This is a genomic window from Litorivita sp. NS0012-18 (assembly GCF_040371945.1).
GTDB lineage: Bacteria > Pseudomonadota > Alphaproteobacteria > Rhodobacterales > Rhodobacteraceae > Litorivita.
Window position 1 is genome coordinate 520,452 of sequence record NZ_BAABWS010000001.1, and the last position, 17,358, is coordinate 537,809.

Below are 17,358 nucleotides of genomic sequence, written 5' to 3' on the forward strand. Positions count from 1 at the left end.
GTTTACTCTGCGGCCACGGCGCTGACCTTACCGGTCTTTTGCGCCTTGATACGGTCTTCGATTTCGTCGCGGAAATTGCGGATCAACCCTTGGATCGGCCAAGCCGCCGCATCGCCAAGCGCGCAAATCGTGTGGCCTTCGACCTGTTTGGTCACATCCCACAGCATGTCGATCTCTTCGGGGTCGGCCTCGCCTTTGACCAGACGTTCCATCACCCGCATCATCCACCCCGTGCCTTCGCGGCAGGGCGTGCATTGGCCACAGCTTTCGTGCTTGTAGAATTTCGCCAGACGCCAGATCGCCTTGATGATGTCGGTCTCTTTGTCCATCACGATCACCGCCGCCGTGCCAAGGCCGGAGCCCAGCTCGCCGCGCAGGTAGTCGAAATCCATGATCGCGTCTTTCATCTTCTCGCCGCGCACACAAGGCACCGACGAGCCGCCAGGGATCACCGCTTTGAGGTTGTCCCAACCGCCGCGAATACCGCCGCAATGTTTCTCGATCAGCTCTTCAAAGGAAATCGACATCGCCTCTTCGACAACGCAGGGGTTGTTGACGTGGCCCGAGATGGCGAAGAGTTTCGTGCCCGCGTTATTCGCCCGCCCAAAGCCCGAGAACCATTCCGCGCCGCGGCGCAAGATCGTCGGCACAACGGCGATGGATTCGACGTTGTTCACCGTGGTCGGGCAGCCATAAAGCCCCGCGCCCGCCGGAAACGGCGGCTTCATCCGCGGCATGCCCTTTTTGCCCTCAAGGCTTTCGAGCAATGCGGTCTCTTCGCCGCAAATATAGGCCCCTGCCCCGTGGTGCAGGAAGACATCGAAATCCCAACCGGATTTGGCGGCATTCTTGCCGATCAAACCCGCGTCATAGCATTCGTCAATCGCCGTCTGCAGCGCCTCGCGCTCGCGGATATATTCGCCGCGCAGATAGATGTAGCAGGTGTTGGCATTCATCGCGAAAGAGGCGATCAGCGCGCCTTCGATCAATGTATGCGGATCATGGCGCATGATCTCGCGGTCCTTACAGGTGCCCGGTTCGGATTCGTCGGCATTGATCACCAGATAGGCGGGGCGACCGTCGCTTTCCTTGGGCATGAAGGACCATTTCAAACCCGTCGGAAAGCCCGCACCGCCGCGCCCGCGCAGCCCCGAGGCCTTCATCGTGTCGATGACCCAATCGCGGCCCTTTTTGATGATACCGGCAGTGCCGTCCCAATGGCCGCGCGCCTGCGCGCCCTTCAGCGTGCGGTCATGCATGCCGTAGATATTGGTAAAGATCCGGTCCTGATCGTTCAGCATAAGGCTATCCTCGCCCGTTCACGTTGTCTTTTGGCGCGCGCGCCAGATTTGATAGATCACCACAAACACCCAGATAAAGGCGGCAATGGCGGCGAAATCGAAGAGGAAGAGGTAACGCGCCTCCATCCCCAATTTCGCGCCGAGCACCTGCGCCCCCATCCAAAGCAACATCGTCGCGGCAATCACGAGGGCGGCCATGCGCCCCTTGCGTGCCAGATGTTGCTCTTGCTTGCTCATCTATCTCTCCAGCGCCTTAGTAGACGCCGCCTTTTTTGACCTTGGCGGAAAACTCGGTCTCCTCGCCCGCGGCCAGTTTTGTTGCTTGCTCGATCCAGTTGTCGCGCGCCACGCGGCCACGGAAGGTGCCAAGATGGTCATCGACCCATGCAACCTCGTCGGCGCTCCATTTGGCGACCTGATCGAAGTGGAAAAAGCCCAAAGAGTGCAGCAAGGCCTCCAGCTTGGGACCGACGCCCTTGATCTGCTTGAGGTCATCCGCCCCCGCCTTGCGCGGCGCTTTCATGGTGCGCGGCTTTTTGCCCGCCCCTGTCGGCGCGTTTTTGTCGGCAGCAGCGGTTTTCGCAGCAGGTTTGGCGGCGGTTTTGGCCGTCGATTTCGCCGCCGTTTTCGGCGCCGCTTCGGCTTTCTTCGCAGCGGCGGCGCTGACCTTCTTGGCCTTCACGCCGCCTTTGGTGGCCGCGGCATCTTTCGTCGCAGCGGGCTTTGCCTCGGACTTGGCGCTGGCCTTGGGCTTGGCTTTGCTGGTGGCTTTCGCCTCTTGTTTGGTTGCGCCCGTGCTGTCGGCCTTGGCCTTGGCGGCGGGTTTGGCGGCGGTTTTCGCAGCCGCTTTGGCGCTGCCTGCACCAGACTTACCGCCCTTGCCTTCCAAAACCGATCCGGCAGAGGCGCCGCCCAATTTGCCCGTGCCGTCCTGCCACGGGGTCACCAAGGGCACTTCGGTCCCGTCGATGCGCTTGACCGTATCGCCGATATCAACGGCGGCTTGGACAGAGGCGTTATACTGTGCGCGCCCTTCGACATATTGCGCCAAAGAGGTCACGCCCGAGGCAGGCTCGGCGGCATAACGGCCGTTTTGCGGTCCAGGAACCGGCACTTTGCCCGCGCCCAATTCGTCGATGATCTCGCTCAGGCGCGCGGCGGTCAGATCCTCGTAGTAATCCTTGCCGATCTGCGCCATCGGCGCGTTCGCACAGGCCCCGAGGCATTCGACCTCTTCCCACGAAAACTTGCCATCGCCGGACAGCTCATGCGCCTTGCCGGCGATCTTCTCCTTGCACACGGCGATCAGGTCCTCGGCCCCGCAAATCATGCAGGACGTCGTGCCGCAAACCTGAATATGTGCAACAGAACCAACAGGTTGCAATTGGAACATAAAGTAGAACGAGGCCACCTCGACCACCCGCATATAGGCCATGCCAAGCATATCGGCGATATGTTCAATCGCCGGACGCGTCAGCCAGCCCTCTTGCTCTTGGGCGCGCCAAAGCAAGGGGATAACCGCCGAGGCCTGACGCCCTTCGGGAAATTTGGTGATCTGCGCCTCGGCCCATGCCTGATTGGCGGGGGCAAAGGCGAAACTGTCGGGTTGGGTGTGGTGGAGCCTACGCAACATCTGGTCTTATCCGTTCTTCTTGGCCGAACATGTGGCGGGGTGCGCCTTCGGAGCGGCCAGACACATCATCAGCGCGGCCATGCCAGCCGCTGCGGTCAAAGTGAAGCCCATCATCATCTGTCGATCTCCCCGAACACCACATCCATCGTGCCGATGATCGCCGCCACATCGGCCAGCTGGTGACCTGTGGCCACGTGATCCATCGCCTGCAAATGCAAGAAGCCAGGCGCGCGGATTTTGCTGCGGTAGGGTTTGTTGGACCCGTCCGCCACAAGATAGACGCCGAATTCGCCCTTGGGCGCTTCGACCGCGGCGTAAACCTCGCCTGCGGGCACATGGAAGCCTTCTGTATAGAGCTTGAAGTGGTGGATCAGGCTCTCCATCGAGGTTTTCATATCACCGCGTTTGGGCGGGGTGATCTTGCCGCGTGCCAGAACATCGCCCGTGGCCTCGCGTAGTTTGACAATCGCCTGACGGATGATCGAGGTCGATTGACGCATCTCTTCCATGCGGCACAGGTAACGGTCATAGCAATCGCCGTTCTTGCCCACGGGGATGTCAAACTCGAACTCGTCATAGCATTCATAGGGCTGCGCGCGGCGCAAATCCCATGCAAGGCCGGAGCCGCGCACCATCACGCCCGAGAAGCCGTAATCGAGAATATCCTGCTCGGTGATCACACCGATATTGACGTTACGCTGTTTGAAAATCCGGTTTTCGGTCAACAGCCCGTCGATATCGTCCAGCACCTTGGGGAATTCCAGCGCCCATTCCTCGATATCATCGAGCAGATCATCGGGCAGATCCTGATGCACACCGCCGGGGCGGAAATAGGCCGCGTGCAAACGCGCCCCGCAGGCCCGCTCATAAAAGAACATCAGCTTTTCGCGCTCTTCAAAGCCCCACAAGGGCGGGGTCAGCGCGCCGACATCCATCGCTTGGGTGGTGACGTTGAGCAAATGGTTCAAAACGCGGCCGATTTCCGAATAAAGAACGCGGATCAGCGAGGCGCGGCGCGGCACTTCAACGCCGGTCAGACGCTCGATGGCAAGGCACCAAGCGTGCTCTTGGTTCATTGGCGCCACATAGTCGAGCCGGTCGAAATACGGCAGGTTTTGCAGGTAGGTCCGGCTCTCCATGAGCTTTTCCGTGCCGCGGTGCAACAGGCCGATATGCGGATCGCAGCGCTCGACGATCTCGCCGTCAAGCTCCAGCACCAGCCGCAAAACCCCGTGCGCCGCAGGGTGCTGCGGGCCGAAGTTGATGTTGAAATTGCGGATTTTCTGCTCGCCGCTCAGCGCATCCACGCTGCCGTCGTCAAATTTGGAGCCGTCCATCATTTCGCTGCCTCCTTCTCGTCACCCGGAAGGATGTATTCGGCACCCTCCCATGGGGACATGAAATCAAACTGGCGGTATTCCTGCACCAGCTTCACCGGCTCGTAGACCACGCGTTTCAACTCGTCGTCGTAACGCACTTCGGTATAGCCCGTGGTCGGGAAATCCTTGCGCAACGGATAGCCGCGAAAGCCGTAGTCGGTGAGGATACGGCGCAAATCGGGGTGGCCGGAAAACAGGATGCCGAACATGTCAAAGACTTCGCGCTCGAACCAGTTGGCCGAAGGGTGCACATCGACAATCGAGGGCACCATATCCTCTTCGCGGATCGCGGCGCGCAGCCGGATGCGGTGGTTTTGATACATCGACAAGAAGTGATAGATCACGTCGAACCGTTTGGCCCGCGCGGGGTAATCCACCGCCGTAATATCGACCAGCGACGAGAAACGGCAATTTTGATCGGTCTTGAGAAACTCGACCAGCGCCGGAAGGCTCGAAGGGGCCACATCGACGGTCAATTCGCCATGCGCCACCGCCCAATCCACCACGCAATCGGGCCGCTTCAGCGCAATCAGCGCGCCAAGTTCTTTGAGTGCTTCGCTCATCGCTTACCTCGCAATCGTGCCGGTGCGGCGGATTTTGCGCGCCAGTTGCAAAATGCCATACAGCAGCGCCTCGGCCGTGGGCGGGCATCCGGGCACATAGATATCCACCGGCACCACACGGTCACAGCCGCGCACAACGCTATAGCTATAGTGGTAATAGCCGCCGCCATTGGCGCAGGACCCCATCGAGATCACATAGCGCGGCTCGGGCATCTGGTCGTAAACCTTGCGCAGGGCGGGGGCCATTTTATTGGTCAATGTGCCCGCCACGATCATCACATCCGATTGGCGCGGAGAGGCGCGCGGCGCGATGCCGAAACGTTCGGCGTCATAGCGCGGCATCGAGGTATGCATCATCTCGACCGCGCAGCAGGCCAACCCGAAGGTCATCCAGTGCAACGATCCGGTGCGGCCCCAATTGATCAGATCCTCCGCAGAGGTGAGCAAAAAGCCCTTGTCTTGCAGCTCGGCGTTGAGCGCCTGCGTGGCGACCTCGCGGTCGGCGCCCGCGGTATTCGCTCCGGTCATCACTCCCATTCGAGCGCTCCCTTCTTCCATTCATAGGCAAATCCGGCGGTCAACACGCCAAGGAACACCATCATCGACCAAAATCCGACCATGCTCAGATCCTTGAAGGCCACGGCCCAAGGGAAGAGAAAGGCGATCTCAAGATCGAAGATGATGAAGAGGATCGAGACCAGATAGAAGCGCACGTCGAATTTCATGCGCGCATCGTCAAAGGCGTTGAACCCGCATTCATAGGCCGACACTTTTTCAGGGTCGGGATTGCGCACGGCAATGACAATGGCGGCGAGGATCAGGACAAGGCCAAGGGCAATGGCAATGGCCAGAAAGACGAGGATGGGAAGGTATTCCTTCAGCATCTCTTCCATGAGTGGCTCCTTTCATGCGCGCGGGGGCGCATCAACTGGCTGCTTAGCTGCCTCGTGGTTTACTCCTGCCCCTTGGCAGGGTCAACCAAAGTCGGACATATTCAAAAGCCTGAATTCATAAAGATTGCGCGCCGTATACGTTTGTTCACAAAGCCCCAAAAACAAGGCATGACAGCGCGCGGGCACGGGCGAAAACCGCCCTCAGCGGTGCCTGTGCAAAAGATGTTTTCACGGTAAAAGTTAACCAAGTTTTCCGACACTTGCCGAATCTGGCGGCTCTCTCGCGGCCAAAAGCGCCGCAAAGGGCAAGGCAAAGATTAAGGCAGGGTTAATTTCGCGCCCGCCGCGCCCCGCGCCGCGCAAGGGATTCGCCCAAGACCCGCAAGCAAACCCGCACCGCAAGGCCGCCCTGCAAACCCGCGCGCCAAAACACCGCAAGAGCCGCCGACCAATGGCCAACCCATGCGCCGACCGATATGCCACCTGACGTGCGCCGGACATGCAGCCCCACCCGTTTCTGGCCGTTGCGCGACCCTGCCCCTGCCTGCGTCCCTGTCCCCGTCCCTGTCCCCGTCCCTGCCCCGCGCGCGGATCAATCGCCCCTGCGCATCGCTTGGGCCATGGCGGCGGCCTTGGCGATCACCGCGCCGTCAAGGCCGGTCTCGTATCCCGCCTTGCGCAGATAGGCCTCCACCGCTTCGGTCGCCACATTCCCCGCCGCGCCCGGCGCATAGGGGCATCCGCCCAAACCGCCCACCGCCGCGTCAAACACCCGCAGCCCCGCCTCCAGCGACGCGCCGATATTGTCCAAGGCCCGCCCCGCCGTATCGTGGTAATGCCCCGCCAGCATCACCGCCGGCACCTCTTGGAGCACCGCATCAAGCATCGCGCGGATGGTTTCGGGGCGGCCCTGCCCGATGGTATCGCCAAGGCTGATCTCATAGCAGCCCAGCGCGCGCAGTTTGTGCGCCACCTGCGCCACCGCAGAAGGGGCAACCGGCCCGTCATAAGGACAATCGGTAACACAAGAGATATAACCGCGCAGCGGCACGCCCGCCGCTTTGGCGGCCTCGGCCACGGGGGCAAAACGGGCAAGGCTTTCGTCGATGCTGGCGTTGATATTGGCGCGCGAGAAGCCTTCGGAGGCCGAGCCGAAGATCGCCACCTCATCGGCGCGCGCCGCCAATGCCGCCTCGAAGCCGCGCATATTGGGGGTCAGCGCCGCATAGGAGACGCCCTCGGCCCGCGTGATCCCCGCCAGAACCTCGGCGCTATCGGCCATTTGCGGCACCCATTTGGGCGAGACGAAACTGGCCACCTCGATGCGTTTGAACCCCGCGCCCGACAGGCAATCGACCAGTGCGATTTTTTGCGCCGTCGGGATCGGACGCTTTTCGTTTTGCAGCCCGTCGCGCGGACCCATCTCAAAAATCTCGACATACTCGCCCATGGCGATGCTCCCCTCTTTTGCGCTGCGCCTTTGCCGCCTTGTGTCACCCTGCCTGCGATCTTTCGCGCCGCCGTGCCCTTCGCCCCTCGCCCTTCGTCCTTGCCCCCCGCGCCCCCCGCGTCCGCCGCGCGAGAAGCGGCCCTAGGCCCAGCGCGCCGCAGCGATAGGCAAAGCGCCGCTCAGCTTTCCCAAGCGGGATAGAACTCCTTGGCGAAAATCCGGCCCGCGCCCTCTTGCGGCAGGCTGGCTTGGAAGGCGGGGCGTTCGGTGATGCGCGCATACCATGCGCTGAGCTCGGGAAAGGGTTCGATCGGGGCGAAGTGGCGCGCCATATAGACCGCCTGCCCCGTGCAGACATCCGCCGCCGAAAAGCCCCCCGTGAGCAGATAGTCACGGTTCTCCACCGGCGTCGAAAGCCGCGCCTCGATGGCGCTATAGCATTTCTCGATCCGCTTGGCCTCGATCTGCATCACCGTGGCCGAGCGCATGTGATCCTCGCGCAGCGCGATATGCTGCTGGGTCAGATTGGCGGCGTGCTGGCTGATGGTCTCGGCAAACTCGACCCAGACCAGCCATGCCATGCGGTCGATATCCCCTGGCCCTTGATAAAGCGGCGCCTGAGCAAACCGCTCGCACAGGTAATGCACGATGGCGAGGCTTTCGAACATCCGCTCGCCGTCGATCTCCAGCGAGGGCACACGCCCAGCGGGGCTGACCGAGAGGTATTCGGGGTCGCGCAGGCTTTTGTCGAACCCGTGGCTGACCACTTGAAACGGCAGGTCCAATTCCCCCAAGAGCCAAAGCACCCGCATCGAGCGGCTTTGCGGCACATGGTGTAGCGTGATCATATCGTCTCCTCGTGGCCCATCGCCATCAGATGCTGTCAGGCACCCGTCGAGGCGCCAAGAAAGCGGGTCTTATAAAGTGCCCCAAGGTCAGGCGCAACCAAGCCCCCCACGCCAGATGCGCCCCATAGTCCGGCAAGGCCGCGCTCGGGGATGCGCGCGCGCCGCCCGCGCGCCATACCCCATGGCCATGCCCTCACGCTGAGCCTGATCGCCTTGCGCCCTATTGCGTGTCATCAGGCGCATAGAAATCGCGTTTGTAGAAGGCCGAAGGCCCGTCTTGGCGGCGCGCGGCTTGATAGGCCTCGCGTGCCTCCATACGGGCGAAATAGGCGCGCACGTTGGGATAGGCGTCCAGTTTGACGAAATAGGGCGCCGCCGAGAGGTTATAGCCGAGCATACAATCGACCGCCGAGAACCCGCCCTTGAGCAGCCACTCCTGCCCCGCCAATCCGGCTTCCAGCGCGCCGATACAGGCCTCAAGCCGCCGCGCCTCCATCTTCAGCACCGTCGGGCTGCGCATCGCGGGATCGCGCAGGAACAGATATTGCATGTTCATATTGGCAATCAGGTTGGCCATGGTCTCGGCGAAATGCAGCCATTGCAAAAACGCCGCGCGTTCGGGCGTGCGCGGCGCGGGGGCCAGTTGCGCCTCGGGATGGCGCTCGCACAGGTATTCGATGATCGCGCCGCTCTCGAACAGGCTCACCCCGTCCACATCCAGCGCCGGCACCCGCCCCGCAGGGCTGCGGCTCAGGAATTCGGCGCGGCGCAAGGAGCCGTCGGCGATGGCATAGGTCTCGATCTGCAGCGCGGGCAAATCCACCCCCGCAGCGCGCATCTCCTCGATCAGCCAGATAATGCGAAAGCTGCGCGAGGCAGGCACATGGTGCAGCGTCAATGTGTCGGTCATGGTCTCTCTCCCTCTTATGTGTTGCGCCGGACTGTGGCAAAGCCGCCTGCGCCGCGCAACGCTTTGCCCCGCCCGCGGCTTGCGACGTCACGGCACATAAGGAACGCGCGGCGCCTGCCACTGCGCCAACCCGCCCCTGCGCCAACCTTCGTGCCAGCCTCCGTGCCTGCCCCTGTGCCAAACTCCCTGCAGCCGCGCGCCCGCGCCCTAGGCCGCAGCCTCCCCTTCGGCTTCCTCCAGCCGTATGAGCGCCGCGCCCGCCTCGACCTGATCGCCCGCCGCGCAAAGCACCTCGGCCACCACCCCGTCGCGCGCCGCCAAAAGCGCGTGTTCCATCTTCATCGCTTCGAGCACCGCCAAACGGTCGCCCTGCGCCACGGATTGCCCCGCCTTGGCAAAGACCGCCTTGACCGACCCCGGCATCGGGGCCTCGATCAGGTTGCCATCCCCGCCCGCGCCCTGCGCGCGCTCCAGCGGGTCGATGATGCCAAAGGGCAAACCGTAGTGGTCAAACACCGTCACCACCGCGCCCGACACGGCGGCGGCGGGCATCGGCGCGCCATTGATGCGCCACGCCCCCGCGATCCGCTCGGCCACCAGCGCCTCGCTGCCGCCCGAGGTGACCACTTCGGCCAAAACGCGGTCCGCGCCCTCAAGCATGAGCACCACGGTGAACGCCTCCTCGCCCCATGTGAGCGCCACGCTACGGCGCAGGGGCGCCCAAAGCGAAAACCCCTGCCCGATCACAGTCGCGTTCTCTGGCCCAGCGCCCTGCCCTGCGTCCGGCCCTACACCAAGCCCCGCCGCCGCCATCGCGGCGCTGAGCCGATGCGCGGCGCGCGGGACGGGCGCGGCCACCAGCGCCTCCAGATCGCGCGCGATCAATCCGGTATCCACCTGCCCCGCCGCAAATCCGCCGTGATCGCAAAGCGCGCCCAAAAACGCCAGATTGGTCACCGTTCCGGTCACCTGCGTGCCCGCCAAGGCGGCGCGCATCTGTTGCAAAGCGGCGGCGCGGGTGGGGCCATGGGTGATCACCTTGGCAATCATCGGATCATAAAACGGCGAGATCACATCGCCTGCCCGCACCCCGCTATCGGCGCGCGCGCCATCGGGAAATTGCAAATGCGTCAAGGTGCCCGTGGCGGGCAAAAACCCCTTGGGCACGTCCTCGGCATAAAGGCGCACCTCGAAGGCATGGCCCGTGATCGACAGATCCTCTTGCGCGCAGGGCAGAGCCTCGCCCGCCGCCACGCGCAATTGCCATTCCACCAGATCGACACCGGTGATCGCCTCGGTCACGGGATGTTCGACCTGCAGGCGGGTGTTCATCTCCATGAACCAGAACCCGTCCTCTTGCAAAACGCCCGTGCCGCCGCCCGATCCGTCGACGATAAATTCGATCGTGCCCGCGCCGCTATATCCGATGGCCTCGGCCGCCTTGACCGCCGCCGCGCCCATGGCGGCGCGCACGTTTTCGGGCATATCGGGCGCGGGGGCCTCTTCGATCACCTTCTGGTGGCGCCGCTGCAGCGAGCAGTCGCGCTCGAACAGATGCACGGCACGGGAACCATCGCCAAAGACCTGCACCTCGATATGGCGCGGCGCGGTGATGTATTTCTCGATCAGCACATCGGCATTGCCAAAGGCCGTGCGCGCCTCGCTTTGCGCGCTGGCGAGCGCGGCGTCAAACGCCTCGGCCCGCTCGACCAGACGCATCCCCTTGCCGCCGCCCCCCGCCACGGCCTTGATCAAGACCGGATAGCCGATCTCGCCCGCCTGCGCCTTGAGAAAATCGCCGTCCTGCTCCGCCCCGTGATAGCCCGGCACCACGGGCACCCCCGCCTCGATCATCAAAGCCTTGGCCGCATCCTTGAGGCCCATGGCGCGGATCGCCTTGCCCGAGGGGCCGATAAAGACCAGCCCCGCCGCATGGACCGCATCGACGAAATCGGGGTTTTCCGACAAAAACCCGTATCCGGGGTGGATCGCCTTGGCCCCTGTGTCCAGCGCCGCCTGAATGATCACATCCCCGCGCAGGTAGCTGTCCGCAGGCGCGGAGCCGCCGATATGCACCGCCGCGTCGCAGGCCGCCACATGGGCCGCCCCCGCGTCCGCATCCGAATAGACCGCCACCGTGCCCACACCCATACGCCGCGCCGTCGCCGCGATCCGGCAGGCAATCTCGCCGCGGTTGGCAATCAGGATTTTGTCAAACATATCAGCCCCCTAGAACAGCGCCATCGGCGCCCATACAGAACAGCGCCACCAGCGCCCTCATTTCGCGGCGCCATCGGCGCCCTCTTTGGATTTATAACTGCGATACCGATGCCGGTAGATCAGGTTCGGCCGATCCCCCTCATGCAAGTAAACCGCCACCGCGATCAACACGAGCGTATTGATCAAGCCAATCGGGTCCGCCCCGCCCATCCGCGACAAGGATCCAACCACCGAGAGCACCGACAAGATGATCACCAGAACCGCCCCCCAAGGCGCGCGCAGCGCCAAAAGCAAGGCGCAAAGCAGCGGGATGGCCACCAAGACCGCCGCCGCCCCCACGGGCAGCGCCTCATATTGCGCCAGTTCGATGATCCGCAACGCCGCAACGGCAATGAAATAGGTCACGATCAACCACAGGCCCAGCGACAGCCGCCCCTTGGGATGCGCCCGCGCCATTTGCGGCGTCACATAGATCCAGCGCGCCCCCGTCGAGGCGTCGATCTTGCCTTGGGTAAAAACCCCTTCTTCAGGTATGCGTGCCATGTCCTAGGCTCCTTTCGCCCATCCGCCGCGCAACAGCCGCGCGGCCTCTTCGCCGATCTGCGCCACGATCTGCGCCGCAGGGCGGATATCGCCGATCAGGCCCACCGCCTCGCCGACAATCGGCGTGGCCATGCGCGCATCCCCCGCCGCCATCGCCGCGCGCCATGCGGCGCGGTCGGCCTCGCTCATCTGCTCGGGTGCGCCGTGCCAGTTTTCGGTGCCCGCCGAACGCATCACGCGGATGTTGAACGGGCGCGGCCAATCCATGCCCCGCGCCACATCCGGCACCCGCGTGCGCAAGGTTGCATCCCCCGTCGCCGCCGTGGCCGCTCGGTGCAAGCCTTCGGGCACCAAAGCCTCGGCCGCCGCCCACAAGCGCGAGCCGACAACCGCGCCATCGGCGCCCAGCATCAAAGCCGCCGCCAATCCGCGCCCGTCCGCAATCCCCCCCGCCGCAAGCAAAAGCGTATCGGGCGATTGCGCCGCCAGAAAATCCGCCACCTCGGGCACCAAGGTCATCGTCGCGCGCGATGCGCCATGCCCGCCCGCCTCCGAGCCTTGGGCGACGATCACCTGCGCGCCCGCATCCACCGCGGCGCGCGCCGCCTCCATATCTTGCACCTGCGCGATCAAGGGCACGCCCGCCGCATGGATGCGCGGCGCATAGGCCGCCACATCGCCAAAGGACAAAAACACCGCGCGCGGGGTCTGGGCGAGGATGCGCTCCAACAAAGCCTCATCCAATCGCCATGTGATCATGCCGCAGCCCACCGGCGCACCCGCCGCACCCGCCGCACCCGCGCGCGCGAACTCGGCGTCGATCCAATCCGCATCGCCATAACCGCCGCCGATCAGACCCAAGCCCCCCGCGCCGCTCACCGCGCCCGCCAAAGCGCCTCCCGCCGCCCCCGCCATCGGGGCCGACACGATGGGCCATTTGAGACCAAAGGCATCCGTCAGCCGCGTTTTCATGCGCCGCCCTCCGGCAAGTCGCGGGCTTTCTCGCGCCCTGCGCACCCAATGACGCGCGCCCGAGCGCCGCCTGCGCCGCGCGCAAAACCGCACCGACGCAATACCGACGTCATACCGACGTGATACCGACGCGCCATTTCGCTACATCCGGAACAGGCCAAACCGCGTCTCCTCAATCGGGGCACAAAGCGCCGCAGACAGGCTCAGCGCAAGCACATCGCGGCTCTTGCGCGGGTCGATCACCCCGTCATCCCAAAGCCGCGCCGAAGCATACAAAGGATGCGATTGCTCTTCGAACATGGCAATCGTCGGGGCCTTGAACGCCTCCTCTTCCGCAGCGCTCCACGTGCCGCCCGCGCGCTCGATCCCGTCGCGTTTCACCGTCGCCAGAACCCCCGCCGCTTGCGGCCCGCCCATCACCGAAATGCGGCTGCTCGGCCATGACCACATGAAGCGCGGCTGATAGGCGCGCCCCGCCATGCCGTAATTGCCCGCGCCAAACGATCCGCCCACCACCATGGTGATTTTAGGCACATTGGTCGTCGCCACGGCGGTCACCAATTTGGCTCCGTGCCGCGCGATACCTTCGTTCTCATATTTGCGCCCGACCATAAAGCCGGTGATATTTTGCAAGAAAATCAACGGGATATTGCGTTGCGAGCACAGTTCGACAAAATGCGCGCCCTTTTGCGCGGCCTCGGAAAACAGCACGCCATTGTTGGCGATGATCCCCACGGGGCACCCTTCGAGATGGGCAAACCCCGTCACCAAGGTTTCGCCGAAACGCGGTTTGAACTCGTCAAAACGCGAGCCGTCCACCACCCGCGCGATCACCTCGCGAATGTCATAGGGCGTGCGCAAATCCGCAGGCACGACGCCGAGCAATTCTTCGGGATCATAGGCGGGGGCCTCGGGCACCTGCCACTGCACGGTCGCGGGTTTGGCACGGTTGAGATGCGAGACCGCGCGCCGCGCCAAAGCCAAAGCATGGCCGTCATCCTCGGCCAGATAATCGGCCACCCCCGACAGGCGCGTATGCACATCGCCGCCGCCAAGGTCCTCGGCGCTGACCACCTCGCCGGTGGCGGCCTTGACCAAGGGCGGACCAGCAAGGAAGATAGTGCCCTGTTCTTTCACGATAATTGTCACATCCGACATGGCCGGAACATAGGCCCCGCCCGCCGTGCACGACCCCATGACCACCGCGATCTGCGCAATGCCCTTGGCGCTCATCCGTGCTTGGTTATAGAAAATCCGGCCAAAATGGTCGCGGTCGGGGAACACCTCGTCCTGATTGGGCAGGTTCGCCCCGCCGCTATCGACCAGATAGACACAAGGCAGGTGGTTTTCCTCGGCAATCTCTTGAGCGCGCAGGTGTTTTTTGACGGTCATCGGGTAATAGGTACCGCCCTTCACGGTGGCATCATTGCACACCACCATGACCTCTTGGCCCATGACGCGCCCGACCCCTGCGATCACCCCCGCACAGGGCGCCGCGCCGTCATACATCCCATGCGCCGCCGTCGCCCCGACCTCAAGAAACGGCGATCCGGGATCGAGCAGGTTCGCCACCCGCTCGCGCGGCAACATCTTGCCGCGGCTGACATGGCGCGCACGGCTCTTCTCGCCCCCGCCCATGGCCGCCGCCTCTGCGGCTTCGCGCACGATCTCCAAGGCCTCCAGATGCCCCGCGCGGTTGGTTTTGAACGCGTCCGAAGACGGCAAGGCTTGGGAGTTCAGTTTCATGGATGTCTCTCCGTTTCGGCACATGCACGCGCCTTGAGCTCTTTGCGGATCACCTTGCCCGTGACGGTCATGGGCAGCGCATCAAGGAAGGTGATTTCTCTGGGATATGAATAGCTTGCGAGGTGGTCTTTGACGTGGGATTGCAAAAGCTTGGCCAGTTCCGCATCCGCCGCAATCCCCTCTTTGGCCACGACATAGGCTTTGACGATCTCGCCGCGCAGCGCGTCGGGTTTGCCGACCACGCCGACCGTGGCAACGGCGCTATGGCGAAGCAAGCAATCCTCGATTTCGGAGGGGCCGATGCGGTAACCGGCGGAGGAGATCACATCATCCTCGCGGCCGATAAAGCGCAAATATTCGCCCTCCCAAATGCCGCGATCTCCGGTCAACATCCAATCGCCTTTGTATTTCGCCGCCGTCTCCTCGGGGCGGTTCCAATAACCAAGCATCATCGACCCCGCGCCGCGTTTTACCGCCACATCACCCTCGCCATCCGTGGGCGCGCCGCCGCCATCCAGAACCGCGATCTCGAACCCCGGAACCGGTTTGCCGATACATCCGGCGCGCGCCTCGAAAATCGTGCCGCAGGAGGAGGCAACCATATTGCATTCGGTCTGGCCGTAGAACTCGTTGATCGTGACCCCAAGCGCATCGCGGCCCCAATCGAGCATCTGCGCCCCGAGGCTTTCGCCGCCCGAGGCCACCGAGCGCAGCCCGCCGATGTGCGCGCCTGACGCCTTGAGAATGCGCAAAGCCGTGGGCGGGAAAAACACATTTCGAACAGCGCCTTGCGCGATGATCTTTGCGCAGGCATCCGCGTCGAATTTGGCCATGCGCGCGGCCACCACCGGCACGCCAAGCGCCAAAGCAGGCATGGCCACATCGAACAACCCGCCGATCCACGCCCAATCGGCAGGGGTCCACAGGCAATCGCCCGCTTGGCCCAGAAAATCATGGCTCATCTCGACACCGGGCAAATGGCCGCTCAGCATCCGGTGACCGTGCAGCGCCCCCTTGGGCGCCCCTGTCGTGCCGGAGGTGTAGATCAAAACCGCAGGGGTTTCGGGGCCGGTTTGCGCGGTGCCAAACGCCGCATCCGCAACCGCCAGATCATCCACCACCAAAGGCGCGGCCAGATCGCCCAAGGCCCGCGCGCCCTCACGGTCCGTGACGACCAAAACCGCCCCCGCATCGCGCACCCGCACCGCCAAAGCGTCGCGCTGGAACAGCTTGAACAAAGGCACCGAAATCGCGCCCAGTTTCCAGATCGCGATATGGGCCGCCGCGCACCATGCGTCTTGGCTGCGCAGCACGCCGATCCGGTCCCCTGCCCGCGCCCCGCGCGCCTGCAAAACATGCGCCAATGTATCGGCCATCCGGCGCAGCGCGCCATAGCTCACCTCGCGCCGCGCGCCTGCGTCAAGCTCGATAATCGCGGTTTGATCGGGCGCCTTATCCGCCCAATCGTCACAGACCTGCGCCGCCATATTGAGCCGCGCGGGAAACGCCCACGCGAATTGGCCCCGAAGCGCCTCATATGACCGCGCCGCCTCCAGCATCCTATCCCCGCTCGCTTGCGACCCGCATCACGCCATCGCGCCCATCAGTTCGCGGCCGATCAGCATCCGGCGGATTTCCGACGTGCCTGCGCCGATCTCCATCAACTTGGCATCGCGGAACAGGCGCGCGGTCGGCGCATCGGCCAAAAACCCTGCGCCGCCCATGGCTTGCACGGCTTGATGCGCCTGCACCATCGCCTGTTCGGAGGCATAAAGACAGCAGGCGGCGGCATCCTGACGCGTGACATCGCCGCGATCACAGGCCCGCGCCACCTCATAGACATAGGCGCGCGCCGAATTCATCGCCGTATACATATCGGCAATCTTGCCCTGCATCAGTTGGAAGTTTCCAATCGGTTGGCCGAATTGCTTACGCTCGGCCATATAGGGCATGATTTCATCAAGGCAGGCCGCCATGATCCCCGTGCCAATGCCCGCCAGAACCACGCGCTCGTAGTCCAGACCCGACATCAGAACGCGCACGCCTTTGCCCTCTTCGCCCAGCACGTTTTCAAAGGGCACTTCGACCCCGTCAAAGATCAACTCGGCCGTGTTCGACCCGCGCATCCCCAGCTTGTCGAAATGCGGGCTGGTGGAAAATCCGGCCATGGATTTTTCGACGATAAAGGCCGTCATGCCTTTCGATCCCGCATCGGGGTCGGTCTTGCCGTAGACCACCAAAGTATCCGCATCCGGCCCGTTGGTGATCCAGTATTTATTGCCCGACAAACGGTAGTGATCATTGCGCTTTTCCGCGCGCAGCTTCATCGACACAACGTCCGATCCCGCACCGGGTTCGGACATGGCCAAAGCGCCGATGTGATCGCCCGAAATCAAACCGGGCAGGTATTTACGCCGCTGCTCGTCGCTGCCGTTGAGCTTGATCTGGTTGACGCAAAGATTGCTATGCGCGCCGTAGGACAAAGACACCGAAGCCGAGGCGCGCGCGATCTCTTCGACCGCAATCACATGGGCCAGATAAGACATGCCCGCGCCGCCAAACTCTTCGGGCACCGTGATGCCCAACAGGCCCAGATCGCCCATCTCTTTCCATAGCGCGTTCGGGAACTCATTGCTCTGGTCAACCTGCGCTGCCAAGGGCTTGATCCGTTCTTGCGCAAAACGGTGCACCATCTCGCGCAGCGCATTCACGTCCTCGCCCAAATCGAACGTCATTGTATGGTTGAACATCGCCCTAACCTCCCCGTTATTGAACGCTTGTTCATTAATCTACGGGAAGACCTGTGACGGATCAAGAGAATTTGTTGGCACGAAGGCGCCCCGAACCCGCGCCAAGCAAGAAAGCGCGCAGCCGCCGCCGCGGCGCAAGACGCCGTAAGA

The 17,358-nt window shown here is 63.4% G+C and carries 16 protein-coding genes; all 16 read right to left on the reverse strand.

The annotated features are described in order from the left end of the window. Nucleotides 1–2: 2 nt before the first annotated feature. The 16 genes from nuoF to ABWV64_RS02570 all read right to left on the reverse strand — a co-directional run bounded on the left by nuoF (nucleotide 3) and on the right by ABWV64_RS02570 (nucleotide 17,208). Nucleotides 3–1,301, reverse strand: a complete 1,299-nt coding sequence (nuoF, locus tag ABWV64_RS02495; RefSeq protein WP_353342695.1) for an NADH-quinone oxidoreductase subunit NuoF — start codon at nucleotides 1,299–1,301, stop codon at nucleotides 3–5. Between the two features lie 18 nt (nucleotides 1,302–1,319). Then, nucleotides 1,320–1,538 carry a DUF5337 domain-containing protein gene (locus ABWV64_RS02500; RefSeq protein WP_353342696.1) on the reverse strand — a complete coding sequence of 73 codons (219 nt, stop codon included), beginning with the start codon at nucleotides 1,536–1,538 and terminating at the stop codon, nucleotides 1,320–1,322. A gap of 16 nt (nucleotides 1,539–1,554) precedes the next feature. Next, nucleotides 1,555–2,934, reverse strand: coding sequence for an NADH-quinone oxidoreductase subunit NuoE (gene nuoE / locus ABWV64_RS02505; protein ID WP_353342697.1), 1,380 nt, complete (start codon nucleotides 2,932–2,934; stop codon nucleotides 1,555–1,557). 113 nt (nucleotides 2,935–3,047) lie between these two features. Beyond that, nucleotides 3,048–4,271, reverse strand: a complete 1,224-nt coding sequence (locus tag ABWV64_RS02510; protein ID WP_353344472.1) for an NADH-quinone oxidoreductase subunit D — start codon at nucleotides 4,269–4,271, stop codon at nucleotides 3,048–3,050. Continuing rightward, complete coding sequence (locus ABWV64_RS02515) at nucleotides 4,271–4,876, reverse strand: NADH-quinone oxidoreductase subunit C (RefSeq protein WP_353342698.1); 606 nt, start codon at nucleotides 4,874–4,876, stop codon at nucleotides 4,271–4,273. The genes ABWV64_RS02510 and ABWV64_RS02515 overlap by 1 nt, the downstream gene beginning before the upstream one ends. A gap of 3 nt (nucleotides 4,877–4,879) precedes the next feature. Beyond that, complete coding sequence (locus tag ABWV64_RS02520; protein ID WP_353342699.1) at nucleotides 4,880–5,413, reverse strand: NuoB/complex I 20 kDa subunit family protein; 534 nt, start codon at nucleotides 5,411–5,413, stop codon at nucleotides 4,880–4,882. After that, nucleotides 5,404–5,769: an NADH-quinone oxidoreductase subunit A gene (locus ABWV64_RS02525; RefSeq protein WP_110795272.1), complete on the reverse strand. Its 366-nt coding sequence runs from the start codon at nucleotides 5,767–5,769 to the stop codon at nucleotides 5,404–5,406. The genes ABWV64_RS02520 and ABWV64_RS02525 overlap by 10 nt, the downstream gene beginning before the upstream one ends. A gap of 592 nt (nucleotides 5,770–6,361) precedes the next feature. Beyond that, nucleotides 6,362–7,219: a hydroxymethylglutaryl-CoA lyase gene (locus ABWV64_RS02530; protein ID WP_353342701.1), complete on the reverse strand. Its 858-nt coding sequence runs from the start codon at nucleotides 7,217–7,219 to the stop codon at nucleotides 6,362–6,364. A 179-nt stretch (nucleotides 7,220–7,398) separates the two neighbouring features. Continuing rightward, nucleotides 7,399–8,067, reverse strand: a complete 669-nt coding sequence (locus ABWV64_RS02535) for a glutathione S-transferase family protein (protein ID WP_353342702.1) — start codon at nucleotides 8,065–8,067, stop codon at nucleotides 7,399–7,401. Between the two features lie 220 nt (nucleotides 8,068–8,287). Beyond that, nucleotides 8,288–8,977 carry a glutathione S-transferase family protein gene (locus tag ABWV64_RS02540; protein ID WP_353342703.1) on the reverse strand — a complete coding sequence of 230 codons (690 nt, stop codon included), beginning with the start codon at nucleotides 8,975–8,977 and terminating at the stop codon, nucleotides 8,288–8,290. A gap of 207 nt (nucleotides 8,978–9,184) precedes the next feature. After that, entirely contained in the window at nucleotides 9,185–11,197 is a 2,013-nt protein-coding gene (locus ABWV64_RS02545; protein ID WP_353342704.1) for an acetyl/propionyl/methylcrotonyl-CoA carboxylase subunit alpha, read from the reverse strand. A 57-nt stretch (nucleotides 11,198–11,254) separates the two neighbouring features. Next, nucleotides 11,255–11,740, reverse strand: coding sequence for a hypothetical protein (locus ABWV64_RS02550; RefSeq protein ID WP_353342705.1), 486 nt, complete (start codon nucleotides 11,738–11,740; stop codon nucleotides 11,255–11,257). 3 nt (nucleotides 11,741–11,743) lie between these two features. Further along, nucleotides 11,744–12,712: an NAD(P)H-dependent flavin oxidoreductase gene (locus ABWV64_RS02555; RefSeq protein WP_353342706.1), complete on the reverse strand. Its 969-nt coding sequence runs from the start codon at nucleotides 12,710–12,712 to the stop codon at nucleotides 11,744–11,746. Nucleotides 12,713–12,853: 141 nt separating this feature from the next. Further along, nucleotides 12,854–14,458 (reverse strand): carboxyl transferase domain-containing protein, encoded by a 1,605-nt coding sequence (locus tag ABWV64_RS02560; protein ID WP_353342707.1) that lies wholly within the window; start codon nucleotides 14,456–14,458, stop codon nucleotides 12,854–12,856. Next, on the reverse strand, nucleotides 14,455–16,017 hold the full coding sequence (locus tag ABWV64_RS02565) for an AMP-binding protein (protein ID WP_353342708.1): 1,563 nt from the start codon (nucleotides 16,015–16,017) through the stop codon (nucleotides 14,455–14,457). The genes ABWV64_RS02560 and ABWV64_RS02565 overlap by 4 nt, the downstream gene beginning before the upstream one ends. Before the next feature lie 27 nt (nucleotides 16,018–16,044). Next, nucleotides 16,045–17,208 carry an isovaleryl-CoA dehydrogenase gene (locus ABWV64_RS02570; protein WP_353342709.1) on the reverse strand — a complete coding sequence of 388 codons (1,164 nt, stop codon included), beginning with the start codon at nucleotides 17,206–17,208 and terminating at the stop codon, nucleotides 16,045–16,047. Nucleotides 17,209–17,358: the final 150 nt, after the last annotated feature.